This is a genomic window from Limnoglobus sp. (genome assembly GCF_059499385.1).
Map to the genome: position 1 here is coordinate 1 of NZ_JCABYM010000006.1, position 24,445 is coordinate 24,445.

Consider the following 24,445-nt stretch of genomic DNA (forward strand, 5'->3'; position numbering starts at 1 on the left):
ACTCGCCATGGCCTTCATCACACTCAATAAGCTGTTATGAAACAGCCTCTAGGGACTGAATCCAGCGAGTATGAGATGATCCCGTTCCACCGCAACTCGACCGCCCCGCGCCACGGCGCGGGGTTCACCTGACTGGCCGGCCGCTAACCGCATCGGCGTGACCGACTGTTCCGCGTTCGACATCCCTACATTCCCGACGTGTCACGGATCGACACCGACCCGGCAGGCGGCCGTTTTCGTTTTGTCGTGGCCAACCATGCCCGATTCCGTGACGTTCGTTGAAGACGAGGACGCCGATTCCCGGCCGCTCCGCGAGCTGCTGCGGATCGCCGGCGGGGCGTGCTTCGACTGCGCCGCGAAGTATTCCGCGCGGGAATGCGTCTTCAGCATCGCGCTCGGGTTCAAGGCGGCCGCTCGGTGCTTATCGTGCCTGACGCGGCGACTCGGCCGGAACGAGGCGGAGCTGCGGGAGCAGCTCGACGGGTACGTCGCCCGGCAGGAGTGCTACCGCCGGGCGTGGCGGGTGGCGGAACAGATGGACGACAACCCCGCGACGGACGCCGCCCCGATGGAGGCGTGGGACGCCGGCGACCTGGCCTGCGGGGAACTCGTCCTCGCCCTGCGGAACCGGCTGACCGCCCTGCCGCCGGGGGCACTGTTCACCCTCCGCGCGACCGACCCGGCCGCGCCGGAAGACCTGCCGGCGTGGTGCCGGCTGTGCGGGCACACGCTCGTGTCCGCGGACCATCCCGAATACGTGATTCGCCGAAAGGACGGATGACATGCCCGGCAAGTTCTGCGTCAGTCTGACCGCCGCGAAGGACAACGCGGACAGGGCGACGGTCGCGTTCGTCGTGGCGAACGCGGCTGTGGCGTCCGACAAAGAGACCGTCGTGTTCCTCAGCACCGAGGGCGTGCGGCTGGCCGTGAAGGGGTATGCCGACGACATCGCCGAGGAGGGGTTCGCGAAGCTCGCGGACCTGATGGCGAACTTCGCCGCGGCCGGCGGGACGATCTACGTCTGCTCGCCGTGCTTCAAGCGGCGGAAGCTCGACGACACGACCCTCATTCCCGGCGCGGTGATCGTGGGCGGGGCGAAGCTGGTCGAGTTCATGGGCGACGGCTGCCCGAGCGTCTCGTACTGAGGTGGCCATGCTCCGAACCTGCGTCCTGTTCGTCCTAATCGCGTGCGTCGGCTGCGGAAGCGGCCGGCCGCAGGCGGACATCGACCGCGGCAAGGACGCGCTCGTCGCGGCCCTCGACAACTGGAAGAACAACGAGCCGCCGGCGAAGCTGAGCGGCGTGCAGTTCGGCGAGGACCTGCGGAAGACGCACGACCTGACGGACTACGCCGTCGGCCCGGCGAACGCGACCGATCCGAAATTCCTTCAGTTCACCGTGTCGCTGAAGCTGAAGGACAAGAAGGGCAAACCGAGCGAGCGAGAAGTGGTGTACTCGGTGGAACTTTCGACCCCCGTGCGGGTTTTGCACGACCCTTACTTCTGACGCCGATGGACTGGACCCGCGAGCACGAGTTCGAGCCGACCGCCCGTTTCGACGGCGGCGACCTGGATTGCGGCAACGGCCTGTTGCTGCTGATCCGCAAGCACATCGACCCGCTGGAGCCGGGACAGTTGTTGGAGATTCGCTCGACGGACACTTCGGTCGAGGAAGACCTGCCCGCGTGGTGCCGGCTGACGGGTAACGCGCTGGTGTCCCGAACGAAGGCCGCGAACGTGCGGAGCTACCTGATCCGCAAGGCCGGCTCCCGAACTTCCGAAGTGTTGATCGAACGCCCGAAGCCGACCGAGTACCGAGTACCGAGTACCGAGTACCGAGTACCGAGTACCCGGTTCCCCGTCATGGGCGTCGGCAGCTGGCCGCGGCCGCGGTGGCTGCTACGGGCGCTACACGACCGGCTCGAAGGGCGGCTCTCGGAGGACGAGTTCCAGGCGACGGCCGACGACGCCGTCCGGCTGGCAATCGCGGCCCAGGAGCGGGCCGGCGTCGATGTCGTGACCGACGGCGAGCAGCGACGGGACAACTACGCCAGCTTCGTCGGCTCGCGGCTGGAGAACTGCCAGCTCATACCGGTGACGGACCTGTTGCCCTACGTGGACGACCCGGCGAAGTTCGCGGAGGAACTGCGGGCGCTCGACGTACCGGCGGAACAGGTGCGCCACCCGGCCGTCTTCGGGAAGCTCCGTCGCACGCGGCCGCTCGCCGTTCACGAATTGCACGCGGCCCGGCGGTTCACGACGAGGCCGATCAAGGTCGCGCTGCCGGGGCCGTACCTGCTGACGCGGACGATGTGGCTGGAGTGCGTTTCCGACAAGGCGTACCCGAGCCGCGAGGAACTGGCGGACGACATCGTGACGGCGCTCCGCGAGGAGGCGGCCGAATTGCTCGCGGCCGGGGCCGCGGTCGTGCAGTTCGACGAGCCCGTCCTCACGGAAGTCGTGTTCGCGCGGCCGGCGGTCGGGCGGTCGTTCATGTGCGGGGCGCTCGGCGAGAAGCGGCCCGTCGCGGAGGAACTGGAGTTCGCAGGAAGTTTGATCCGCCGCGTGCTCGACGGCCTGCCGTGGGACCGCCTCGCGCTGCACGTCTGCCGCGGGAACTGGTCGCGGGACGAGGCCGTTGCCCTGACCGGGCCGTACACGCCGCTCGTGCCGCTGTTCCAGACGCTGCCGGTCGGCACGTTCTTCCTGGAAATGGCGACGCCGCGGGCCGGGGAACTCGAACGGCTCGCGGAACTGAAACACGCCCGCATCGGCGTCGGCGTCGTGAACCAGAAGCTCGACCGCGTGGAGGCGGTCGGGGAGATCGAGGCGAAGGCGGACGCGGCCGTGCGGCTGTTCGGCCCGGACCGCGTCGGGCTGAACCCGGACTGCGGGTTCGCCACCTTCGCCGACAGCCCGCTCGCGTCGGCCGAAGTCGCCGAGGCGAAGCTCGCCGCCGTCGTGGCGGCCGCCCAACGGTTGCGGACCCGGTACGGGGTGGGGTAAATCCCCGGCGCGTGTCGTCGGGGTGCGGCGGTCGTCGCCCGCCCCCTCGGGTCCGATTCTTGTCCCCTTATGGAGAACGTCATGCGGACGATTCGACCGCCGCACCGCCGCGGCTTCACGCTCATCGAGCTGCTCGTCGTCATCGCCATCATCGCGATCCTGATCGGATTGCTCCTGCCGGCCGTGCAGAAGGTCCGCGACGCCGCGGCCCGCACCACGTCGAAGAACAACATGAAGCAACTGGGGTTGGCCATGCACAACCTCCACGACACGAACGGCAAGCTCCCGCCGATGTTCGGCGGGTACGGCAACGGCGGCGTGCAGGGCACGCTTTTCTTCCACATGCTGCCGCACCTGGAGCAGTCGAACGTCTACACCCTCGGCGCGGACGCCGCGCGGTCGCAGGTCGTCAAGACGTTCCTCGCGCCGAACGACACGACCGTCGGCGACGGCACGTTCACCCTCAACGCCAGCTACTCCGGGACCTCGACCGGCCTCGGGCAAGGCAGCTGGGTCGCCAGCGGCGCGGCCGCGTCGCCCTACGCGGGGAGCGTCTTCAACCCGGCGAACACGACCTGGGCGGTGAGCAGCTACGGCGCGAACTGGCAGTTCTTCGGCGACACGGCCCAGGCGTTCAACAAGGCGTCGGACGGGCTGTCGAAGACGACGTTCTTCGCCGAGAAGTACGCGAAGACCTACCGCCCGGCCGGGACGCCGCGGTGGGGCGCGAGCCTATGGGGGTACGGCGTCCTGCCGCCGGCCGGCAACTACCGGACCACCGGGATCACGCCGCCGGAACACAACTACGCGAGCGGGTTGTGGAGCCGGTTCGGGTTCGTGAACCTCGCCGGGACCGGCCCGTGGGACGGCGACACGGCCGAGTTGTGGCAGTGTGCGTGCCACAAGAAGCCGGAGTTCGGCCCGCCGGTGGACAACGTCCACCCGCTGAAGTGCCAGGGGTTCGGGCAGGTCATTAACGTGACGATGGGCGACGGGTCGGTGATTTCGCTGAACTCGTCGATCACGGACTTCAGCTTCGTGACCGCGAACACCCCGGACAAGGGCGACATCGCGAACGACCCGCAGCTGCCGTAACCAACAACGAAACTATATAGCCGCCGGCTTGCCGGCGGGGTTTAGCGATTCCCAAAACCCCACCGGCAAGCCGGCGGCTATGTAGTTTGTCACTTCGCCAGCGAGTAGCAGATCAGCTTCTCGTCGTTCCGCACGAAGACGCACTTGTCCGCGAATGCCGGGTGCATCCACACGACCTTCCGGCCGCGGGCCATCGCGTTCGTCGGGTCGATCAGGTGCGCGCGGCTCAGTTCCTCGTAGCCCTTCTCGCTCAGCTTCGCGAAGATCAAGTCGCCCTGCTCGTTGAACAGGACCCACCTGTCGCCCTGCTTCACGATGAACGCATGGCCCCACCGCTCGCTCGCCGGGACCGGCTCCGGGCTGGCCGCCACCGCCGGGGCGGTCCGCGCGCCGCGGGTGGCTTGCATCGTCATCCACTTCCGCTCGCCGGTCGCCGTCACGATGCACCGCAGTTCGCCGTGGCTGCAGACGCCGTAGGTGTAATCGCCCTCCACCCACGGGGTACACATGATCGTGCTGAGGTCGCGGGTCTGGTTCGGCATCTCACCCTTCGCCGTGCTCTTCCAGACGACGCTCGCGGAATCGGCGGCCACCTTCACCAGCATCGACCCGTGGTAGAACGAGGAGATGAACAGGCCGTCCTCGCCGACCTTCCGCGGCATCGGCACGGTCAGCGACGACTTCGACTCGAACGGCACGCTCCAGATCCGCTTCCCGGTCGCCGGGTCGAGCGCGATCAGCGCGCGGGCGTGCCAAATCACGAGCTGCCGCTTGCCGCCAAACTCGTAGACGACCGGCGGACAGTACCCGAAGTCCCCCTCGCAGCTCTGCGACGCCCAGTTCACGCTGCCGGTCTTCTTGTCGAACGCGATCACCAGCTTGTCCGGCCCGCCGCCGACGCAGATGAGGTTGTCGCCGTCGATGAGCGGGTGGCACGCGAAGCCCCAGACGGGAACCTTCGCCCCGAAGTCGGCGACGAAGTTCTTCTTCCACAGCACGTCGCCCTTCGCCGCGTCGAGGCAGAGCAGGTCGCCCATCGCGCCGAGGACGTAGACGCGGTCGCCGTCCACCGTCGGCGTACACCGCGGCCCGGCGGCGTAGCTGATCTGGTACACGCACGGGTACTCGTGCTTCCAGAGTTGCTCGCCGGTCTTCGCGTCCAGGCAGAGGACGCGCTCGTTGCCGGTGACGCGGCTCTTGGTGTCGAACGGGTTTGACGGGTTCTTCGCGTCCGCGGCGAGGGCGCGGTCCATCACGTACAGCTTGCCGTTCGCGACGGCCGGGCCGCCGTACCCGATGCCGACCGGCTTCTCCCAAAGCTTCTTCGGCTCCGCCGGCAGCGTATCGACGATGCCGGTCTCCCGCCACTCGCCGTCCCGCTTCGACCCGAGCCACTGCGGCCAGTCGTCCGCGCGGGTCGGCCCGCCATAAAGAAGAATAAGAGCGACGACGAGCGTACGCATGGCAGTCCTCGGTTTTTGTAGGTTCTTGTAGGGCGGGTCAAGGCTTTGCGCCGACCCGCCGTGCGGTCCCAGCCGGTTCGGCGACTCTCGAACGCGGTTGCGGTCCCCGGCGGGTCGGCGCAAAGCCTTGACCCGCCCTACAAGACCAGCGAACGAGATCGGGGCGGGCGGCCGTCCGGTTGATGGTTGCGAACGATTGTCTTAGAGTGAACGGGTAAACTTGTCCGCACTCGCACGGCACTGGGCGTAAGGTGACGCATGTTTGAAGGGATTACCCGCGGCCTCTCGGATGCTTTCAAGAAACTCCGCGGCCGTGGCCGGCTGACGGCCGACAACATCCGCGACGGCCTCCGCGAGGTCCGCCGGGCGCTGCTCGAGGCCGACGTGAACCTCACGGTCGTCACCGAGTTCATCGCGAAGGTCGAGGCCAAGTCCGTCGGCCAGGACGTACTCGACCGCGTCGATCCGTCCGAGCAGATTGTCAAGATCGTCTACGAGGAACTCGTCGCCCTCATGGGGCCGGTCGATCACAAGATTCCGCAGCGCGGCGACCGCCCGGCCATCCTCATGCTCTGCGGCTTGCAAGGGTCCGGGAAAACGACGACCGCCGCGAAGCTGGCGCTCACGCTGAAGTCGATGGGCCGCAAGCCGATGCTCGCCGCCGCCGACTTGCAGCGGCCCGGGGCCGTCGAGCAGCTCCAGACGCTTGGCCAACAGATCGGCGTCCCCGTCTACAGCGAGAAGTCCACCCCGGTGGACGTGTGCAAGAACGCCGTCACCGAGGCGAAGAAGACGCTCTGCGACACGCTCATCCTGGACACCGCCGGTCGGCTGCAGATCGACGAAGAGCTGATGAACGAGTTGAAGTCGATCGACAAGCTCGTCCGCCCGGACGAGGCGTACCTCGTCGTGGACGCGATGATCGGCCAGGAGGCGGTGAACGTGTCGAAGGCGTTCAACGACGCCCTGGAACTGAACGCCGTCATCCTCACGAAGCTCGACGGCGACGCCCGCGGCGGGGCGGCCCTTTCGATCAAGCACGTCACCGGCGTGCCGATCAAGTTCGTCGGGATGGGGGAAAAGCTCGACAAGCTCGAGGAGTTCCACCCGGAGCGGATGGCCGGCCGCATCCTCGGCCAGGGCGACATGATGGGCGTGGTCGAGAAGATCGCGAACATCCAGAAGGAGATGTCCGAGGAGGACCTCAAGAAGCAGCAGGAGAAGCTGTCGAAGGGGACGTTCTCGCTCAACGACTTCCGCAAGCAGTTCGAGATGATTGCGAAGATGGGGATGAAGGACCTCATCGGCCGGATGCCGGGGATGTCCGAGATGATCCCGCCGGGCGAGGACCCGGAGGTGGCGCTGAAGCGGGTTCAGGGGATGATCGACTCGATGACGAAGAAGGAGAAGGCCGACCCGGACCTGATCGACCAGGCCCGGCGGCGGCGGATCGCCGACGGGGCGGGCGTGGAGCCGCACGAGGTGAAGCAGTTCCTGCAGCAGTTCGACCAGGTGCGGGCGCTGATGAAGCAGATGAGCGAGATGTCGATCTTCCAGAAGATGAAGATGATGACCGGCCTCGGCAAGATGGGGGCGTTCAACCCCGGCGGGATGAACATGATCAAGACGAAGGGCGACACCGGCCACCGCAAAAGCGCGAAGGAACGGGCCGAGGACCGCAAGAAGAAGAAACGGGGGCGGTAAAATCGGAACTGCCCCGCGAGTGGACTTCGCTTGCGGGGTATATTTCACCCACTTCTTCACACCACCCCGGACGATACGAACGGAACGCGGGAGTTCGTCTCGCGCCCTCGTTCCGGCGGGTGGCGATGTCGCGGTACGTGATTGTGGTCCCGTGCTTCAACGAGGCGACCCGGCTGCCGGTCGAGCGGTTCACGCACTTCGCCCGCCGACACCCGAACGCCCAGTTCCTGTTCGTCAACGACGGCAGCACCGACGACACGCGAACCGTCCTCGACGACCTCCGCCAACAGGCCCCGCGGCAGTTCGACGCGCACCACCTGCCCCGCAACCGCGGCAAGGCCGAGGCCGTGCGGCAGGGGTGCCTCGCGGCATTCGAGCGGAACGCCGACCGCGTCGGGTACTGGGACGCCGACCTCGCCACGCCGCTCGACGCAGTGCCGGAGTTCTTGCACGCCCTGGACGAGAACCCGCACTTCGAACTCGTCTGTGGGGCGCGGGTGAAGCTCATGGGCCGGGCCATCCACCGGCAGCCGGCGCGGCACTACCTCGGCCGTGTCTTCTCGACTGTCGCGTCTTTGACGCTCGGCCTCAACCTGTACGACACGCAATGCGGGGCGAAGCTGTTCCGCGCCACGCCGCGGATGAAGCTGGCGTTCGCCCGGCCGTTCCTGACGCGGTGGCTGTTCGACATCGAAATCCTCAGCCGGCTCTGCGTCCTCCACCGGCACGGCCTCGGGGCGGCGCTCGACACGCTGACGTATGAACTGCCGCTCCGCGAATGGCAGGACGTGGCCGGGTCGAAGGTGAAGGCGGGCGACTTCTTCAAGGCGTTCGCGGAGTTGGCCCACATCCGCCGGCACTACTTCCGGGCCAGGTTGCCGTTGGAAAGCGTCTTCGACCCGCACGATTTGCGGCTCGCCGTCGGGCCGGACCTGCTCGCCGTGCCTCCGCTGCCGGGCAAACGCGCGGCGTGACGCCGGGCGACAGTTCGCGATGTGAACAAGAAGACATTATACCGGTCTTGTCAACCCAGGTGGCGATTCCGCCACGGGGGGCCACCCGTGGCGGTGGCGGCGGTGGCGGTGTCGCCTGCCAACCCGGCAGGCGGCGGTACATTTTCGCCCCATCTCTGGCCGCTAAGTCGTGCCGTTCCTAGATTAGCGCATCTAAGAAAATCGCACTCTAGGCGAGGGGTTCGACCGTGGCCGTCGTGATTCGCATGAAACAAATGGGCCGGACGCACCGGCACTACTACCGGATCGTCGCCATCGACAAGCGGCAGCCGCGGGACGGCAAGGTGATCGAGGAACTCGGCACCTACGACCCGCACGTCACGGACAAGGAAAAGCGGGTCACGCTCGTCCCGTCCCGGATCAAGTACTGGCAGAGCGTCGGGGCGCTGCCGTCCGACCAGTGCCAGGTGCTGTTCACGAAGTACCTGGAAAAGTGGGAGAAGGTCGAGGCCGAGGAAGCGGCCAAGAAGACGGCGGCGGCTTCCGCCCCGGCCACCGCCGCGACCGCGGGCTAAGGTTCCGCCGTGGACGCCGCACCGCCGAAGACGGTCCGCTTCGACGTGCTGACGTTGTTTCCGGACCTGTTCGCCGGGTACACGACGCAGAGCCTGTTGAAGTTGGCGATCCAGGCCGGGCTGGTTCGGCTTCACACCTGGAATATCCGCGACTGGTCGAAGGACAAGCACAACCGGGTGGACGACCGGCCGTTCGGCGGCGGCCCCGGCATGGTGATGATGGCCGAGCCGGTCGTCGAGTGCGTCGAGGCGGTGCAGGCGAAGGATTCGCCCGGCCTTCTCGTGATGCTGACGCCGACGGGTCGGCGGTTGACGCAACGGGTCGTCGAAGAACTGGCGGCCCACCCCCGAATTCTGTTACTGTGCGGCCGGTACGAGGGGTTCGACGACCGCATCCGGCAGACGCTGCGGCCGATGGAAATCTCCGTCGGCGATTTCGTCTGCAACGGCGGGGAAGTCCCGGCGATGGTCGTGATCGACACGGTCATCCGCCTCATCCCCGGCGTCCTCGGCGACGACGAGAGCGCGAGGGACGACAGCCACAACGAACCCGGCCGGTTGGAGTTCCCGCAGTACACCCGGCCCCGCACCTTCCGCGGCCTGGACGTGCCCGAGGTGCTGCTGAGCGGGAACCATAAGGCCATCGCCGAATGGCGGGCCGAGGAATCCGAGCGACGAAGCCACGAACACCCGCCCGGCGGCGGAGAATGAGAGAGAGCCATGCAGAACCGACTCATCGCGTTGATCGAAGATAGTCAGAAGAAGTCCGACGTGCCCGACTTCCGCATCGGCGACACGGTGGACGTTCACCAGAAACTGCTCGACGGCCAGAAGGAACGCGTCCAGGTCTTCAGCGGGACCGTCATCTCCCGCAGCGGCAGCGGCGCGAAGGAGACGTTCACCGTCCGCCGCCTCGTGCAGAGCGAGGGCGTCGAGCGCATCTTCCTGGTGCATTCGCCCCGGATCGCGAAGATCGAGGTGAAGAAGGCCGGGATGGTCCGCCGGGCGAAACTGTACTACCTCCGCGACCGCGTCGGCAAGGCGACGAAGATCAAGGACGACGCGAAGCGGCAGGTGCAGATCGACAAGGCGATCAAGGCCGCGGCCGAGGCCGAGACGAAGGCCGCGCAAGAGGCCGCCGCGAAGGCGAAGACCGAGGGCGGCACGAGCAAGCGTCAGGCGAAGAAGGCCGCCGCGAAGGAAGCCGCCAAGGCCGGGAAGAAGTAATCCGCCGGTCCAGTCATGAACTCCGCACCGCCACCACCCGTCAGCTTCAGCCGCTGGCCGTGGTGGCGGCGGCTTTTCGGCGATCGTTCCGAACGCGCCGCTGCCAAGTTCCTCCGCCGGGCCGGGTTGCGGATCGTCGCCCGCAACGTCGCCGACCCGCAGGGCGAACTCGACATCATCGCGTTCGACCCGACGACGCAGGAACTCGTCATCGTCGAGGTCCGCTCGACCGCCTCCCCCTACCTGCACCGGCCGCTCGACAGCGTCAACTTCGCGAAGCAGAAGAGGCTCACCGAAGCGGCCCTCCGCTTCCTCGCCCGCAAGCGGTTGCTCGGTAACACGAACGTCCGGTTCGACGTGCTCGCGATCAGCTGGCCGCCGACCGCGCGTGAACCCGTCATCCATCACGTCCGTCATGCCTTCGAGGCCATCGGCCGCCATCAAATGTGGCAATAGAATCAGCCACAGATGAACTCAGAGAGCACGGATAAAACCAAGAATTGATTTCATTCTGATCTGTTTTCTCTGCGTTCATCTGTGGCCACTTTTCCGAGGTTTTCATGTCGAGCTTTCGTCCGGTCGATGAGCAGCTTTCGATCCTCCTCCGCGGGGCGTCGCACATCGAGCGCGAAGCCGAACTACGGCAAAAGCTCGAACGCAGTACAAAGACCGGGAAGCCGCTCCGCGTGAAGTACGGCATCGACCCGACCGGGTTCGACGTTCACCTCGGCCACACCGTCCCGCTGCGGAAGCTGCGGCAGTTCCAGGAACTCGGCCACACGGCCGTCCTCATCATCGGCACGGCCACGGCGATGGTCGGCGACCCGTCCGGCCGCGACGAGTCCCGCAAGGGACTGGACGAGGCGCAGATTGCCAAGAACGCCGAGAGCTACCTGACGCAGATCGCGAAGGTCGTGGACGTGTCGAAGGCCGAGGTCCGGCCGAACGGCGAGTGGTTCTCGAAGTGGGGCTTCGCCGAGATGCTCCGGCTGCTCGGCCGAGCGACGGTCCAACAACTCCTCGCGCGGGAGGACTTCCGCAACCGCTTCCGGGCCGAGCCGTCCGTGCCGATCTACCTGCACGAGTGCCTGTACCCGCTCCTCCAGGGCTGGGACAGCGTCGAAATCCAGGCCGACGTGGAACTCGGTGGCACGGAGCAACTGTTCAACCTGATGGTCGGCCGCGACCTCCAACAGGAGGTCGGGCAGCAACCGCAGGTCTGCCTGACGCTGCCGATTCTCCGCGGCACAGACGGCGTGAAGAAGATGGGCAAGTCCGTCGGCAACTACATCGGCGTCGGCGAACCGGCGAAGGAGCAGTTCGGCAAGACGATGCGGATTCCCGACGACCTGATGCGGGAGTGGTTCGAGTTGCTGACCGACGTGCCCGCGGACGAGGTCGCGACGATCTTGGCCGGGAAGCCGAACGAGGCGAAGAAGCGACTCGGCGGGGAGGTCGTCCGCTTCTACCACGGCGAGGCGGGCGTCGAGCAGGTGCTCGCCGAGTGGAAAAAGCAGTTTGAGGACGGCGGCGATCCGGAGCAGATTCCCGAAGTGGCGGTCGATGTCTCGCAACTCACGGATTGCCGGATGGCGGCCGTGAAGTTGATCGTCGCCGTCGGGTTCTGCAAGAGCAACAACGAGGCGCGGCAAAAGATTCGGGAGTGTGCCTTCAACTACGGACCGGACCGCGCTCGCCCGGCGGATGACAAGGCAAACGTCTCAGTGACCGACGGGCTGGTCGTGCGATTGGGTCGGAAAATCGCCCGCGTGCGGTTGCTGGCCGGGAAATGAAAAAACCGACTCGCTGGCAGCCTCTCCCTCTGCCAGCGAACCGGTCTTTTACCAACGCTAAGTATACAAGCACCCGATATGCCAAATTGGGTGATCGCATTCCGGCGATAACACAAGTCGTTGATTCCCAGCTACTTAACTTAGGTCGGAAATTCTTTGAGACGAAAGGTAGAGATCCAATCCTGGCATTTCTGCCACTTTTTCAGGCGTGGTGTGCATACGAAATAATCATCCCACCGATTCGCCGTCCTGTGCGGATGCTATTGGCCTCAAGAACTGTGAGGCGAAATCGAGCTGTCGTCGCCGTTCGGACTCTCGCGGCTCGGTCGTCAGCCGTTGAAGTTCGCGGTAGCAGTTCGACGCGACCGGTTCGGACCGGAGGAAACTCGTCCACCTCCGGCAAGTCGCCTCGACGCCGATCAGCCGGCGTAGGACGCTCACCTGCCACGGCCGCCAGTGGCGGGCCGCGTAGGTGAGGAGCGCGTGTCGCGTGATGAGCCGCAGCGGGGCGGGCACGGCCCGTTTGTGCAGCGGCCAGTGGTGCGTCACCGCCAGCGTCGGGTCGTACCAGACGGACCGGCCGACGAACCGCACGCGACGGCAGAAGTCCGCGTCCTCGTAATAGAGGAAGAATCGCTCGTCCAACCCGCCGAGGGCGTCGAAGCAGTCGGCCCGCACGAGTAGGCAGCCGCCGGTCACCCACTCGACTTGGCAGCGAACGTCGGTCGGTTTGTGGCGGCACTTCCGCCGCGAGCGGGGAAGCAGAAGCCCGCGGAGCGTCGAGAAGAACGTCGGAAAGTGCCCGGCCGACGCCTGCGGCGAGCCGTCCGAGTCGCGGAGCTGGAAGCCGACCACGCCGGTCGTCGGGTCGTGTCGCTCGGCCTTCTCGACTGCGACGAGGGCATCGTCGAGGAACCCGTCGGTGACGGTCACGTCCGGGTTCAAGAGTAGCACCCACTCGCCGGGGTCGAGCCGCACGCCGAGGTTGACGGCACGAGCGAAGCCTTCGTTGCGGGCGTTCCGTTCGACCCGGACGCCGGGGATCGCTTCTAGGTGTTCCGTTACGGCGTCGGCCGGCGAGTTGTTATCGACGATGACGATCCGGGCGTTGCCGCCGCGGGCCGCGTCCGAGCGTTGCAACTGCCGGGTCAGTCGGGCGGTGTTCTGCCACTGACAAAAGTTGACGATCACGACCGTGAGCCGAGGCCGCGCCGGGGCCTTGACCGGGGCGGCGAGTCGGGGCGCGGCTTCGAGGCGTCGATTGCCCGGCAACGGGGCCAAAGCCATGTGGGTTCCTTCCCAGCGGCACGGCGAGGTCGGTTACGGAAAGTGACGGAATATACGCGGACGGGGGAATCGACGCAACCGCAAGTCGCGGTCGGTCAGCGTTGTTGCTGCTGGCACTTCGGCGGGCCGAGGACTTCCACAAGGACGACGGCCATCGGTAGGGACTGCTTCTGGGAGAGCAGGCCGAGCAGGCCCTTGGCGAACGGCGTCGTGCCGACCGGCTGGGGCCGACGGGATACGACCGGCGAGTCCGTCGGCAGCGGCGTCGTGATGGGCGAGGGTTCCGGCGGCGTGGGAAGCGACGGCATCGGCGGCGGGACGTTCAGGACCGTTGCCGTCGGGAGCCGGTCCACGCGGGCCGGGCTGACTGTCGGCACGGGGTCGGTCCGCTTCCGCTTCACGGGCACGACGGTCGGGACCGGCTTCCCCGGCTTCGCCTTCTGCGGTTTCTTCGGCTCCTCGCCGCCGCCCTCGGCCGACCGCTTCCGCAGCTTCTCGATCTCTTGCAGGAACCGGTCCATGTCGCTCGCCCCGGTCCGCACCCCCTCGCCGGACTGGCGGGGGCGCGTCGAACGGCGGCGCGGCGTTTGTTCCTTCTCCTGTTGGTTCTTGATCGTCTGCGCGATGGCGCTGACCACCGCGATGACGATGATGACCGTGACGACGATCCACTGCATCGGAAGATCCCCGCCTGTTCTTGTAGGGCGGGTCAAGGCTTTGCGCCGACCCGCCGCTGGCTACTGTCACCGACGGCGGGTCGGCGCAAAGCCTTGACCCGCCCTACGAATCCAGGGTCAGTTCGTCCGTCCGCTCTCGGAGTTGCCGCCGGACAGCGCCGAAATGCTGTTCCGCATCGACGTGTCAGACTGCAGGTTCCGCATGTTGTAGTAGTCCATCACGCCCATCTTCCCCTCGCGGAACGCCACCGCGATCGCCATCGGGACCTGGGCCTCGCTCTCGACGACCTTCGCCCGATACTCCTCGACGCGGGCCTTCATCTCCTGCTCGAGCGCGACGGCCGCGGCCCGCCGCTTCTCGGCCTCGGCCTGGGCGACCCGCAAGTCCGACCCGGCCTGGTCGGCGGCCAGCTTCGCCCCGATGTTCTCGCCCGGCTCCAGGTTCGCGATGTCGATGGAGACGATCTCGAACGCCGTCTGCGCGTCCAGGCCGGACTTCAGCACTTCCTCGGAAATCATGCCGGGGTTCGCGAGCACCTCCTTGTGGTCGTGCGCGGAGCCGATGGCCTTCACGATCCCCTGGCCGACGCGGGCGATGATCGTTTCCTCCGTCGCCCCGCCGACGAGCCGTTCGAGCTTCGTCCGCACCGTCACGCGGGCCTTCGCGAGCAGCTGAATGCCGTTCTTGCACACGGCGTCCAGGAACTGCTTACCCTTCGCCGGGTCCGGGCAGTCGATGACCTTCGGGTTCACGCTCGTCCGCACGGCCTCCAGCACGTCCCGGCCGGCGAGGTCGATGGCCGCGGCCGTCCGCCACGGCAGGTCGAGGCCGGCCTTGTGGGCCGCGATCACCGCGGCGGCCGTCTTCGGCACGTTGCCCCGCGCGAGGTAGTGGCTCTCCAGGTCGCCGGTCGTCACCTTCACCCCGGCCTGCACGAGCGCGATCTTCTGCTTGACGATGAGGCCGTAGTCCACGTTCCGCAGCTTCATGCCGATGAGCGTGCCGATGCCGATGTTCGCGCCGGTGAGCAGGCTCTGAATCCAGAGGCGGACGAAGCTGAAGAAGATGAACAGGAACACGACGAAGATCAGCACCGCAATCGCAGCGACGACGATCCAGACGGTGTTCATGTTGTCGCCGGCGGGTCGGGCCGGTTGGGCGAACAGCAGGGCCGAGGTGACGGGTGACACGGGCCGGGTCCTCTCGCTAGATGGGATGTAGGCGGGTACGCGGCCCGCGGTTACGGCGTTACTATACCGGCAATTCGCGCGGCGGGTCTTCTTATTTCAGGTCGTCGAGGTCGATTTCGTTCAGGTCGGGGGGCCTGGGGATTTGCCGGACGACGACGCGGACGCCCTTCACCTCGATGCACTTCACCCACACGCCGGCGTCAATGGGCAGGCCTTCCGACACCACGTCCATCCGGCGGCCGTCGAACTCGGCGGCCCCGGACGGGCGGAGCGGCGTTACCGTCTTCCCGACCCGGCCGACCAGCGACTTGCCGTCCGCTTCGGCTTCCAGCGGCGTCCCGGCCGCCTCCGCGTCCTCGCTCGCCTTGAGCGCCATGCGGCGGCCCCAGATCGACATGCCGACGACGGCAAAGATCGGTTCGCCGATGCACAGGATGACGATGGCCGCGATGGTTTCGCGGTAGTCTTCCGTGTTGGCGGCGATGACGGCGACGGCGGCGAGCGACACGAGGAACCCGGCGACGATGAGGATGCCGCCGGTCGGCAGGAAGTATTCGGCCAGGAACAGCACAAGCCCGATGGCGGCGAGGATGACGGCGATGGACAGGTAGGACACGGGCAGCGCTTCCCGAGTGAGGTTAGATTTCCTTGACGACGATCCGCGTGCCTTCGACCTCGACCACCTGCACGCGGGCCCCGGCGTTAATTAAACCGCCTTCGGTGATAACGTCCACGTACTGCTCGCCGAACTGCGCCATCCCGGCCGGGCGGAGGGTCGTCGCGGCCGTGCCGATAGCGCCGAGCAACGCCGCGGCCGCCGCTGCGCCGGGCAGGTCGGCGATCGGGTCGGCGTTCGGGTCGTCCGTCGGCGGCGTCAGCACCAGCCGGTTTGCGAACGGGATTTGCGGCAGGAACCGGGCGATGAAGAACGCGACCGCCATGCCCGCGGCCATCGCCCCGACGTACATCGTGATCCGGCCGCCGAACGTCACCCACTCGTCCATCGTGTCGGGAATCTTCTCGAACGTGGCGAGGCCGATGCCGCCGAGCAGGAAGATGACGCCGAGCAGCCCGGTCACGCCGAAGCCGGGGATGACGAACACCTCGATCAAGAGCAGGATGAGTCCCAACAGGAAGATCATGCCGCCGAGGATGGCCGTCTGGCCGCTGTATTGCGAGTGCGCCCAGAACACCATGATGAAGCAGAGGGCCGCGATGATCCCCGGCACGGTCACGCCGGGGACCTTGATTTCGAGGATCAGCCCGGCGAACCCGATGACGACGAGCAGCACCGTGACGGCCGGCATCCGCAGGTAGTTCGCGAACCGGTCGAGCCAGCCGGGGGTCGCCTCGCGGACCCTGTTGCTCTCGACGCCGTAGAGGGTGTAGACCTCGGCCAACTCCGAGCCGTCCACGGCGAACCGGGCGATGCCGAGTTCGACCGCCCGCGTCGCGTTCAACTTTAGCAGTTCGCCCTTGTTCTTGACGACACCGACCGAAACCCAGTCTTGCTTCGCGGCCTCGAACTCGGCCTCCGTCATGAGGCGGCCCCGCGTGCGGTCCACCTTGTTCCGGGCGTTGATGATAACGAGGTCGCGTTCGAGCATCCCCTCGACGAGCAGCACCGGGTACGACTGTTGACTGGCGAGGTCGGCCAAGTTCTTCTTGAGCAGTTCCTTGCGGGCGGGGTCCTTGCCGATGACGGCCTCAAAGTCGCCGAACGTCGCCTCCTTCTCCTCCTCGCCGGCCGCCTTCACGTCCTTCCGCTTGCTTATGACGATCTCGCCGCACCCGAGGGCTAGGATGGCGGCCGTGTCCGGGGCCGCGACGGGCACGAACCCGACGATGAGGACACTCTTCTCCTTCTGCGTCTTGATGAAGTGGTCCGCGAGGTCGCGGGCGGCGGAGATGTCGCCGCCGGAGCAGCGGAGTTCGAGGAACAGCACGTTCCCCTTGCGGGCGACCACGTCGTCCACCGTCCGCTTCACCGTCTCCCGCGTGCCGCCGTCAATCGGGCCTTCGAGCGTCAACTTGAACGCGACCGGCGACTGGCCGGCGAGCGGGTCGTCGCGGAGGCTGCTCGGCGACAGCGAGTAGAGTTCCGCCACATCCTTCCGCGACTCGGCGGTCGCGGCGACGAGGCCGAGCGCCTTTAGCCGTTCGGCCGAAAACTGCCCCGGGGTGCCCGGCCCGGCGAACGGCAGCGGGTCCGGGTTCGGAATTTTGACGCCCTGCGCCTTCAACTTCGCCGCGTCGCGGAGGTCCACGTAGTACGGCACGCCGTTCTTCTCCCCGCGGCCGAGGGACACGCCGCGGTCGTACATCTTCTTCACGACCGCAAGATACCCCTCGCGGGTCTTGCCGAGAATCTCGGCGTAGGACGTGATGACCGACGCCTTCATTTCCCCGGACTGGATTTCACCCAGGCCGCCGGCCTTCGCCATGAGGATCTCTTTGCACGCCAGAACGGGCAGGACGGTGTGCCCGGTCACGTTGTTGGAGACGAACCCGATGGTCGAGAGGTCGTGCAGCTGCGCGATGTAGTTCGCGAGGTCGGAGCAGACGCCCCATTCCGGCGTCCCGACTTCCTTGCCGTCCGGGTTGAAGTCGAACACGACCTTGCGGAGCGGTCGGTTCGCGTTCTGCCGGGCGGCGTCCACCCGGTGCTTGACCCGCGTGACGACTTCACTAGTGATCGGGTTCGCCACGCTCACGAAGATGCCTTCGTCCGCCAGTGCATTCCCCTGCCCGCGGCCGGAGGCGGCGGTGAGCAGCAGGCCGAGCAGCGCGGCGAGGACGCGGGGCGGGTCGAAGGCGGATCGGAGGCGGTGCATCAGTCGGTGTCCCCTGGCGGACGGCGTACGTCCGGCCCGAATATCTGGATTATAAGCGTCCGCGGAAAGTGGGGCAAAACGTATCTCCAACATGAGGTACGGTACTTGAGAATTCGTCGCGGGGCGCGGATTATTCGCGTCCCGTCCACAAGTTACCATGCGGACAACTCGACCGACCCGACCTTCGACCGCACATTTCCGAGCCGCCGGGAAGTTCCCGACGATCGCCGGGCACGGCCTTTTCAAGTCATCTCGTTGCTACGAACCGAGACCCGTAGGGCGGGTCAAGGCTTTGCGCCGACCCGCCGTCGGTGCCAGTCGCCCCGGCGGCTCGGCGCAAAGCCTTGACCCGCCCTACGGGGGTCGTTCCTCCCGACGGGCGCGGTAGCGAATCTAACGATTCGGCCCGGCGAAATAGACGTATTCCCGACGCCTGGGGGGATTGCATCGGGAAAGAGGGTCATGTAAAAATGTGTAATCTGGCAAATTTGGGCGGTTGGAGGACTTCCACCCGCCCACAGGCCGGAGGTCGAGCCGTGGACCCGAATCGGGGTCCGGTCGGAAGCCGCCGCGGTTCGATGACGCACAAGTGCGCCGCCCGACTGGAGAGCCGGGCGAGTGCGTGTGGGGTGGCACGCCATGCGTAGGGTTGCGATAACCGGGATCGGGGTTGTGGCCCCGAACGGGGTCGGGCGGTCGTCGTTTTGGGATGCGTGCAAGAACGGGGTGTCGGGCATCGGCCCGATCCGGTCGTTCGACGCATCGAACCACCCGGTCCAGGTGGCCGGCGAGGTGAACGACTTTCAGGCCGAGGATTACGTGCCGGCCCCGGCGCGGAAGTCCTTGAAGGTCATGGGCCGGGCCGCGAAGTTCGGCCTCGGGGCGGCCGGGCTGGCGATCGAGGACAGCGGGCTGACGCTGGCCGCCGAGAACCCGGAGCGGATGGGCGTCGTCATGGGCGGCGGCGTCGTGCCGGTGGACCTCGGCGAACTCGCCCCCATGCTCGCGCGGGCCTGCCAGGGCGAAGGGTTCGACGAGACGCAGCTCTCGCAGGACGGCAACTCGCCGCTGTTCCCCCTCTGGCTGCTCAAGTACCTGCCGAACATGGCGGCCGCGCACATCAGCATGGCGTTCAACTGCCAGGGGCCGAACAACACCGTTGTGACCGCGTGCGTCGCCGGGACGCAGGCCGTCGGCGAGGCGTACCGGCTCGTCCGCCACGGCGAGGCGGACGTGATGCTCGCCGGCGGGGCGGACAGCCGCATCGACCCGCTCATGCTGCTCGCGTACACCGCCCTCGGAACGCTCAGCCGGTCCGAGCGGCCGGCGGGCGAGATGTCCCGGCCGTTCGACCGCCTCCGCGACGGCTTCGTCATCAGCGAAGGCGCGGCCGTGATGGTGTTGGAAGAGTGGGAAAGGGCGAAGGCCCGCGGCGCGACGATCTACGCGGAAGTGTGCGGGTTCGGCAGCAGTTTCGACGCCTACTCGGTGACGAAGCCGGACCCCGAGGGCAAGGGCGGCGCACGGGCGATCCAGGCGGCGCTGAAGGAAGGGGCCGTCGATTACCGCGACATCGGGTACATCAACGCCCACGGCACGAGCACGCGGCTCAACGACGCGATGGAAACGGCGGCCGTCAAGCGCGTCTTCGGCGACAACTCCCGCGACGTGCAGCTCTCCAGCATCAAGTCGATGATCGGGCACAGCATCGGCGCGAGCGGCGCGATCGAGGCGGCGGCTCTCGCCATGAGCCTGCACGAGCAGGTCTACCCGCCGACGATCAACCTGACGAATCCGGACCCGCAGTGCGACCTCGACTACATCCCGAACACGGCCCGCGAGACGAAGGTGCGTTACGGCCTGTCCACAAGTTTCGGGTTCGGCGGGCAAAACGGCGCGCTCGTCATGGCCGCGGTGTAACGTAACCCGACAACTTTCAGCCCGCGGAGGTTCCTCCGCGGGCTTTCTGCTTTTTCAGCACCCAACTTGGGGTTGCACGCTCTTCGCGATTCGGGTCAGAATCCCGAACCCCACGGACGGGGTTCGCCGACATCGACGAGAGACACGGAATGTCGAACACCGCGACGAAACCACCATTCCTCTACGGCTGCGTCCTCGCCCTCCTGGCGTGGGCCTACTGGCCGACCTTGAGTTTCCTGTTCGAGAAGTGGGTCGGCGACCCGCAATACTCGCACGGGTTCCTGGTCCCGGCCTTCTCCGCGTACCTGCTCTACCAGAACCGCGATCAGTTCACCGCGAGCCAGTTCCGCCCGCTGCCCGTCATCGGCGGCGGCGTGCTGCTGCTCGCCGGGCTGCTCCGCGTGCTGGCCGGCGGGCTACTGTTCCACCAGCTCGACGCCCTCTCGCTGCTGCTCGCGCTCGTCGGCGCGGCCCTCGTGTTCGGGGGCGGGCGGTTGCTCCTCCTCTGCGGCCCGGCGATCCTGTTCCTGGTCTTCGCGTTGCCGCTGCCGTTCGAGTTGGAGCGGAACGTCGGCGGGCCGTTGAAGTCGGCCGCGACGGTCGCCAGCACGTACCTGCTGCAAACCTTCGGCTTCCCGGCCATCGCGGAAGGGAACCTCATCCTGATCGACGAGGTCAAGCTCGGCGTCGTGGACGCGTGCAGCGGGCTGAAGATGCTCATGACGTTCGCCGCGTTCTCCGTCGGGGCGGTGCTGCTCAACCGGCGGACGTGGTTCGAGCGGGGCATCGTGCTGCTCGGCATCGTGCCCATCGCCATGCTCACGAACATCCTCCGCGTCACCGCGACCGGCGTGTCGCACACGTTCGTCCACGACAAGGCGACGAACGCCTTGCTGCACGACGTGTACGGCTGGGTCATGATGCCGCTCGGCCTCGCCCTGCTCGGGCTGGAGCTTTGGGTGTTGAAGCGTCTGGTGGTCGAACAACCCCGCCGAGGATAACCGATGACCGTTGCGACCACTCAGAAGGCCGCCCGGCCCGTCGTCGCCCCGCCCCGGCCCGTCGTCCGCCCGGCGGCGAAACCGGAGCCGGACGCGAACGTCGGCGCGGGCCGGATGCTCGCGTGGCTGAAGCTCTATTGGTTGACGATCCTGTTCTGCGGCGGCCTCCTCGGCGCGGTACTCGCGTACCTCGCGTGGGCGGCGCTGCCGTCGAAGTACGAGTCCTACGCCCTGCTCCGCGTGGCGTCGTCGCCGTTCACAGTGTCGAACAACCGCGACCCGAACCGGTCGCGAACGGACTTCACCACGTACCTGAAGACGAACTCGCAGCTCATCAAGAACGAGTTCGTACTGAACAAGGCCCTCGGCCTCGAGATCGACGGCGTGCTCGTCAGCGACCTGGCGACCATCCGCGAGCAGAAGAACCCGTTCCAGTTCCTCGAAGACGAGCTGGCCGTCAACTTCCAGGACGGGTCGGAAATCATCAAACTCTCGATGAAGGGCCACAACCCGGACGACGTGCGGCGGATCGTGAACGCGGTGCAGAAGGCGTTCATGCAGGAGGTCATCGAGAAGGAGATCAAGGAGCGGCAGGACTTCCTGCTCGTCCTCGAGACGACGCTCGTGGGCCTTCAAAAGACGCTCAATGAGAAAACTCCGAAGGCGGTGGACCCGCTCCTCGTCCCGGCGGTCGGGAACGAGAACAAGGCCCCGAACCCTCTGCCGCCGGGCGTGATCCCGGCCGTCGGGATCGTCGCGAACGGCCCGCCGGACTGGGTGAAGAAGCAGATCGCCGCGGCCCGCGTGTCCAAGTCGCTCGCGCTCCAGGAGCAGGTGACGGACCTGCCGATCGTGATCGCGTCGCAGAAGGCCCGCATCGACATGCTGAAGAAGCAGATCGAGGGCGGCGCGACCGGCCTGACGCCGGAGGTGATCGCGGCGGCGGTGGACCGCGACCCGGAGGTGAAGGCGATGGACGCGGAGGAGCAACGGCTCCGCCGCGAGGTCCTCCTCGACCGGTCCCGGTACGTCAACCCGAACGCCCCGGCCATCGCGGCCAAGGAGGAGCGGGCCGACCAGTACGCGAAGGAGTTGGCCGCCCTGAAGGTCGAGAAGGCGAAGCTGTTCGCGAAGGCAACGAGCGGGACGCCGGGGCTGCCGGCGAACCCGAAGGTCGCCGAGTACGAGGCCGCCGTGCTGCGGCTGCAAGACCTCGAAACCCAATTCGCCAGCGCGAAGGCGCGGCTGTCGGCCGCGATGGAAGAGGTCGCGAAGCTGCCGCCGGACGCCGACCCGCTCAAGCCGGTCGAGCACCGCAAGGACGACGACCGCAAGGCGCTCGACCCGGAAACGTCGCGGGCCGAGGCCGAGGACGGCATCTTCCGCGGCCTCGCCCAGAACGCGGCGGCGCTGCGGCTCGACCTGAGTTCGCCGAAGCGGGTCAGCGTCCTCCAGACCGCGTCCTCGCCGATGCAGCGGGACACCCGCAAGCAGGTCCTCGCCACCGCGTTCGCCGGGCTGCTCGGGTTCGCCCTCGTCGGCCTGGTCGCGTTCGGGTACGAGGTCGTCGTGAAGAAGGCGTGCGGCCTTGCGGACGTGAAGGCGACGGCCGCCATGCCGGTCGTCGGCGTCGTCCCGTGGCAGAACGCCGCGTCGATGGCCGACCCCGTCCGCCGGGCCGAGGTTTCGGAGTCGATCGACAAGCTGCGGACCTACGTGACGCACACCCTCCTGCCCCGCGGGGCGATGACGGTGACGCTCACCAGCCCGCTCGGCGACGAGGGGAAGGCGTTCGCCGCGTTCGCCCTCGCGAACAGCCTCGCGGACGCCGGGTACAAGACGCTCGCGGTCGATTTCGACCTGCGGACGCCGCAACTGCACGGCCTCGCGAAGCTCGACGCCGCATCGCCCGGCGTGTGCGAACTGCTCCGCGGGGAGAGCGACTTCCGCCACACGATCAAGACGCTGCCGAACGGCCTGCACATGATCCCGGCCGGGAAGTGGACGGACGTGACCCGGTGCTTCTCCGGCAGCGGGCGGCTGGAGCAACTGCTCGCCTGCTTGAAGGAGCCGTTCGACTGCGTCATCCTTCACGGCCACCCGCTGTTGACGGCCGCCGAGTCGATCGAGGTCGCCCGCCGCAGCGACGTGGTGCTGCTCTGCACCCTCTGCCGCGAGACGACGCTACCGCTGTTGAAGAAGGCGGCCGACCGCCTGAGCGGGATGGAGCTGCCGTTCAGCGGCGTCGTGTACCTCGGAGCGACACCCCAGGAGGCGCTATGTTGAAATCCCGATCCGCGTTCTACGTCGTCGCGTTCTTCGTCGTCGGCGCGGCCGTCGTCCACGGCGCGATCACGCACCGGTGGTCGCTATTCACGCCGGACGCGGCCCGCACGGACCGGATGCACGAGATGCAGGTCCGCGTCCCGAACTGCGAGGTGTCGGAGATCGAGAACGACGTGCCGCTGAAGGAGCGGAGCGTCGCCACGTCCCGCCGGTACGTCGGGCAGGAGCCGAGCCTGTACGCGGTCGTGTCGATCATCTCCGGCGTCCCTGGAGCGGTCTCGACACACACGCCGGACGTTTGCTATCAGTCGAGCGGCTACCGGATGCTCCACGCCCCGAAGCGGGAGACGGTGAGGCTGGCCGACGGGCAGGCCGCGACGCTGTTCGTGGCCGACTTCGAGAAGAAGAAGGAAACGTCCGTCGAGCGGCTGCGGGTCCGGTGGGCGTGGACGACGGACGGGACGTGGGCCGCCCCGGACTACGCCCGGTTCCACTACATGAAGGCGAACGAGCTGTACAAGCTCTACATCCTGACCACGCTGCCGGAAGCCGACGGGAAGCCGGCGGACGACCCGGCCGCCGTCCGGCAGTTAGTCCGCGCCGCCCTGGAGCAGTACTCGACGACCTTTCGCCAATCGGGCGGTTCGCCCGCCGTTAGCCCGTCGCACCCTGGAAGTCGCCCCTAACGACAAGGAAGAACCGGAGAGATGGCACGAACGCTAACCCCGAAACCGAAGTCGGTGCCCGTGTTTTCCGTGAAGGCCCTCGCCGTCGAATCCGTGGCCGTCCCGCTCCCGGTCCGCCGCCCGCCGGCCGTCCGGGACGTGTGCGACTGGGCGCTGGCGGCCGGGCTGTTCGCCTTGTCGTTGCCGGTCATCGGCGTGGCCATGTTGGTCGTGAAGCTGACCTCCCGCGGGCCGGCGATCTACCAGCAATCGCGGCTCGGCCGCGGCGGCGTGCCGTACACGATCTACAAGATTCGCACGATGCGGAACGACGCCGAGAAGGACGGCCGTGCCCAGTGGTCGCGGCCCGGCGACCGCCGGATCACGGCCGTCGGCCGGTTCCTGCGGGCGACGCACATCGACGAACTGCCGCAGTTGTGGAACGTCCTCCGCGGCGAGATGAGCCTCGTCGGCCCGCGGCCGGAGCGGCCGGAGATCGTGGCGAAGCTGCGGGAAGAAATTCCCGGCTACGACCGCCGGTTGCGGGTGAAGCCGGGCATCACGGGGCTGGCCCAGATTCACCTGCCGCCGGACGAAACGACGGCGTGCGTGCGGCGGAAGCTGGTGTACGACGTGTTCTACGTCCGCCGGTCGGGGTTGATGTTCGACTTGCGGATTCTGGTCTGCACCGCGCTTAAGGTGGTTGGGTTGAAGCGGCTTTATCAGCGCTGACACATAGCGGTGGGCTTGCCCACCGTGCGGTTTCGAG

General features: G+C 67.2%; 22 protein-coding genes and 1 pseudogene. 17 read left to right on the top strand and 6 right to left on the bottom strand.

The window, feature by feature from the left end; translation table 11 throughout:
* Positions 1 to 256: 256 nt before the first annotated feature.
* The 5 genes from AC5JJ2_RS00225 to AC5JJ2_RS00245 all read left to right on the top strand — a co-directional run bounded on the left by AC5JJ2_RS00225 (position 257) and on the right by AC5JJ2_RS00245 (position 4,100).
* On the top strand, positions 257 to 781 hold the full coding sequence (locus AC5JJ2_RS00225; protein WP_495855944.1) for a sulfurtransferase TusA family protein: 525 nt from the start codon (positions 257 to 259) through the stop codon (positions 779 to 781).
* 1 nt (position 782) lies between these two features.
* Positions 783 to 1,145: a DsrE family protein gene (locus AC5JJ2_RS00230; protein WP_495855945.1), complete on the top strand. Its 363-nt coding sequence runs from the start codon at positions 783 to 785 to the stop codon at positions 1,143 to 1,145.
* Between the two features lie 7 nt (positions 1,146 to 1,152).
* A complete protein-coding gene (locus tag AC5JJ2_RS00235; protein ID WP_495855946.1) occupies positions 1,153 to 1,506 on the top strand; it encodes a hypothetical protein in 354 nt (117 codons plus the stop codon).
* Between the two features lie 5 nt (positions 1,507 to 1,511).
* The gene (locus AC5JJ2_RS00240; protein ID WP_495855947.1) at positions 1,512 to 3,005 is read left to right on the top strand and encodes a sulfurtransferase TusA family protein; all 1,494 of its coding nucleotides are present in this window, start codon (positions 1,512 to 1,514) and stop codon (positions 3,003 to 3,005) included.
* An 81-nt stretch (positions 3,006 to 3,086) separates the two neighbouring features.
* A complete protein-coding gene (locus tag AC5JJ2_RS00245; protein WP_495855948.1) occupies positions 3,087 to 4,100 on the top strand; it encodes a DUF1559 family PulG-like putative transporter in 1,014 nt (337 codons plus the stop codon).
* An 89-nt stretch (positions 4,101 to 4,189) separates the two neighbouring features.
* Here AC5JJ2_RS00245 and AC5JJ2_RS00250 read toward each other — a convergent pair whose 3' ends face one another.
* The gene (locus AC5JJ2_RS00250) at positions 4,190 to 5,563 is read right to left on the bottom strand and encodes a PQQ-binding-like beta-propeller repeat protein (protein ID WP_495855949.1); all 1,374 of its coding nucleotides are present in this window, start codon (positions 5,561 to 5,563) and stop codon (positions 4,190 to 4,192) included.
* Between the two features lie 258 nt (positions 5,564 to 5,821).
* Between AC5JJ2_RS00250 and ffh the strand changes: the two genes are divergently transcribed.
* From ffh to tyrS, 7 genes and pseudogenes are all read left to right on the top strand, one after another.
* Positions 5,822 to 7,267 (top strand): signal recognition particle protein, encoded by a 1,446-nt coding sequence (gene ffh / locus AC5JJ2_RS00255; RefSeq protein ID WP_495855950.1) that lies wholly within the window; start codon positions 5,822 to 5,824, stop codon positions 7,265 to 7,267.
* Positions 7,268 to 7,392: 125 nt separating this feature from the next.
* On the top strand, positions 7,393 to 8,241 hold the full coding sequence (locus tag AC5JJ2_RS00260; protein WP_495855951.1) for a glycosyltransferase: 849 nt from the start codon (positions 7,393 to 7,395) through the stop codon (positions 8,239 to 8,241).
* Between the two features lie 245 nt (positions 8,242 to 8,486).
* Positions 8,487 to 8,795 (top strand): 30S ribosomal protein S16, encoded by a 309-nt coding sequence (gene rpsP / locus AC5JJ2_RS00265; protein WP_495855952.1) that lies wholly within the window; start codon positions 8,487 to 8,489, stop codon positions 8,793 to 8,795.
* A gap of 9 nt (positions 8,796 to 8,804) precedes the next feature.
* Positions 8,805 to 9,506, top strand: a complete 702-nt coding sequence (gene trmD, locus AC5JJ2_RS00270; protein ID WP_495855953.1) for a tRNA (guanosine(37)-N1)-methyltransferase TrmD — start codon at positions 8,805 to 8,807, stop codon at positions 9,504 to 9,506.
* A gap of 9 nt (positions 9,507 to 9,515) precedes the next feature.
* A pseudogene (gene rplS, locus AC5JJ2_RS00275) lies at positions 9,516 to 9,872 on the top strand (50S ribosomal protein L19); the annotation flags it as partial.
* Positions 9,873 to 10,037: 165 nt separating this feature from the next.
* Positions 10,038 to 10,478, top strand: a complete 441-nt coding sequence (locus AC5JJ2_RS00280; protein WP_495855954.1) for a YraN family protein — start codon at positions 10,038 to 10,040, stop codon at positions 10,476 to 10,478.
* 104 nt (positions 10,479 to 10,582) lie between these two features.
* Positions 10,583 to 11,815: a tyrosine--tRNA ligase gene (tyrS, locus tag AC5JJ2_RS00285; protein ID WP_495855955.1), complete on the top strand. Its 1,233-nt coding sequence runs from the start codon at positions 10,583 to 10,585 to the stop codon at positions 11,813 to 11,815.
* A gap of 228 nt (positions 11,816 to 12,043) precedes the next feature.
* Here the strand turns inward: tyrS and AC5JJ2_RS00290 are convergent, their stop codons facing one another.
* From AC5JJ2_RS00290 to AC5JJ2_RS00310, 5 genes are all read right to left on the bottom strand, one after another.
* Positions 12,044 to 13,102, bottom strand: coding sequence for a glycosyltransferase family 2 protein (locus AC5JJ2_RS00290; RefSeq protein WP_495855956.1), 1,059 nt, complete (start codon positions 13,100 to 13,102; stop codon positions 12,044 to 12,046).
* Between the two features lie 95 nt (positions 13,103 to 13,197).
* On the bottom strand, positions 13,198 to 13,779 hold the full coding sequence (locus AC5JJ2_RS00295; RefSeq protein ID WP_495855957.1) for a hypothetical protein: 582 nt from the start codon (positions 13,777 to 13,779) through the stop codon (positions 13,198 to 13,200).
* A 117-nt stretch (positions 13,780 to 13,896) separates the two neighbouring features.
* Positions 13,897 to 14,910, bottom strand: coding sequence for a flotillin-like protein FloA (gene floA / locus AC5JJ2_RS00300; protein ID WP_495856064.1), 1,014 nt, complete (start codon positions 14,908 to 14,910; stop codon positions 13,897 to 13,899).
* A gap of 151 nt (positions 14,911 to 15,061) precedes the next feature.
* Complete coding sequence (locus tag AC5JJ2_RS00305) at positions 15,062 to 15,586, bottom strand: NfeD family protein (protein ID WP_495855958.1); 525 nt, start codon at positions 15,584 to 15,586, stop codon at positions 15,062 to 15,064.
* Between the two features lie 22 nt (positions 15,587 to 15,608).
* Positions 15,609 to 17,804, bottom strand: coding sequence for an NfeD family protein (locus tag AC5JJ2_RS00310; protein WP_495855959.1), 2,196 nt, complete (start codon positions 17,802 to 17,804; stop codon positions 15,609 to 15,611).
* Between the two features lie 639 nt (positions 17,805 to 18,443).
* On the opposite strand from AC5JJ2_RS00310, the gene AC5JJ2_RS00315 reads away from it, so the two are divergent.
* The 5 genes from AC5JJ2_RS00315 (at position 18,444) to AC5JJ2_RS00335 (ending at position 24,408) form a co-directional block, all read left to right on the top strand.
* On the top strand, positions 18,444 to 19,724 hold the full coding sequence (locus AC5JJ2_RS00315) for a beta-ketoacyl-[acyl-carrier-protein] synthase family protein (RefSeq protein ID WP_495855960.1): 1,281 nt from the start codon (positions 18,444 to 18,446) through the stop codon (positions 19,722 to 19,724).
* Between the two features lie 149 nt (positions 19,725 to 19,873).
* The gene (locus AC5JJ2_RS00320; protein WP_495855961.1) at positions 19,874 to 20,725 is read left to right on the top strand and encodes an exosortase/archaeosortase family protein; all 852 of its coding nucleotides are present in this window, start codon (positions 19,874 to 19,876) and stop codon (positions 20,723 to 20,725) included.
* Positions 20,726 to 20,728: 3 nt separating this feature from the next.
* Entirely contained in the window at positions 20,729 to 23,011 is a 2,283-nt protein-coding gene (locus AC5JJ2_RS00325; RefSeq protein ID WP_495855962.1) for a hypothetical protein, read from the top strand.
* Complete coding sequence (locus AC5JJ2_RS00330) at positions 23,005 to 23,697, top strand: hypothetical protein (protein WP_495855963.1); 693 nt, start codon at positions 23,005 to 23,007, stop codon at positions 23,695 to 23,697. The genes AC5JJ2_RS00325 and AC5JJ2_RS00330 overlap by 7 nt, the downstream gene beginning before the upstream one ends.
* Positions 23,698 to 23,751: 54 nt before the next feature.
* Entirely contained in the window at positions 23,752 to 24,408 is a 657-nt protein-coding gene (locus AC5JJ2_RS00335) for a sugar transferase (protein ID WP_495855964.1), read from the top strand.
* Positions 24,409 to 24,445 lie beyond the last annotated feature (37 nt).

Excerpts from the sequence above, each read along its gene's own strand:
- AC5JJ2_RS00225 (WP_495855944.1), top strand. The coding sequence starts at position 257 with ATGCCCGATTCCGTGACGTTCGTTGAAGACGAGGACGCCGATTCCCGG.
- AC5JJ2_RS00230 (WP_495855945.1), top strand. The coding sequence starts at position 783 with ATGCCCGGCAAGTTCTGCGTCAGTCTGACCGCCGCGAAGGACAACGCG.
- AC5JJ2_RS00235 (WP_495855946.1), top strand. The coding sequence starts at position 1,153 with ATGCTCCGAACCTGCGTCCTGTTCGTCCTAATCGCGTGCGTCGGCTGC.
- AC5JJ2_RS00240 (WP_495855947.1), top strand. The coding sequence starts at position 1,512 with ATGGACTGGACCCGCGAGCACGAGTTCGAGCCGACCGCCCGTTTCGAC.
- AC5JJ2_RS00245 (WP_495855948.1), top strand. The coding sequence starts at position 3,087 with ATGCGGACGATTCGACCGCCGCACCGCCGCGGCTTCACGCTCATCGAG.
- AC5JJ2_RS00250 (WP_495855949.1), bottom strand. The coding sequence starts at position 5,563 with ATGCGTACGCTCGTCGTCGCTCTTATTCTTCTTTATGGCGGGCCGACC.
- ffh (WP_495855950.1), top strand. The coding sequence starts at position 5,822 with ATGTTTGAAGGGATTACCCGCGGCCTCTCGGATGCTTTCAAGAAACTC.
- AC5JJ2_RS00260 (WP_495855951.1), top strand. The coding sequence starts at position 7,393 with ATGTCGCGGTACGTGATTGTGGTCCCGTGCTTCAACGAGGCGACCCGG.
- rpsP (WP_495855952.1), top strand. The coding sequence starts at position 8,487 with ATGAAACAAATGGGCCGGACGCACCGGCACTACTACCGGATCGTCGCC.
- AC5JJ2_RS00280 (WP_495855954.1), top strand. The coding sequence starts at position 10,038 with ATGAACTCCGCACCGCCACCACCCGTCAGCTTCAGCCGCTGGCCGTGG.
- tyrS (WP_495855955.1), top strand. The coding sequence starts at position 10,583 with ATGTCGAGCTTTCGTCCGGTCGATGAGCAGCTTTCGATCCTCCTCCGC.
- AC5JJ2_RS00290 (WP_495855956.1), bottom strand. The coding sequence starts at position 13,102 with ATGGCTTTGGCCCCGTTGCCGGGCAATCGACGCCTCGAAGCCGCGCCC.
- AC5JJ2_RS00295 (WP_495855957.1), bottom strand. The coding sequence starts at position 13,779 with ATGCAGTGGATCGTCGTCACGGTCATCATCGTCATCGCGGTGGTCAGC.
- floA (WP_495856064.1), bottom strand. The coding sequence starts at position 14,910 with ATGAACACCGTCTGGATCGTCGTCGCTGCGATTGCGGTGCTGATCTTC.
- AC5JJ2_RS00310 (WP_495855959.1), bottom strand. The coding sequence starts at position 17,804 with ATGCACCGCCTCCGATCCGCCTTCGACCCGCCCCGCGTCCTCGCCGCG.
- AC5JJ2_RS00315 (WP_495855960.1), top strand. The coding sequence starts at position 18,444 with ATGCGTAGGGTTGCGATAACCGGGATCGGGGTTGTGGCCCCGAACGGG.
- AC5JJ2_RS00320 (WP_495855961.1), top strand. The coding sequence starts at position 19,874 with ATGTCGAACACCGCGACGAAACCACCATTCCTCTACGGCTGCGTCCTC.
- AC5JJ2_RS00325 (WP_495855962.1), top strand. The coding sequence starts at position 20,729 with ATGACCGTTGCGACCACTCAGAAGGCCGCCCGGCCCGTCGTCGCCCCG.
- AC5JJ2_RS00330 (WP_495855963.1), top strand. The coding sequence starts at position 23,005 with ATGTTGAAATCCCGATCCGCGTTCTACGTCGTCGCGTTCTTCGTCGTC.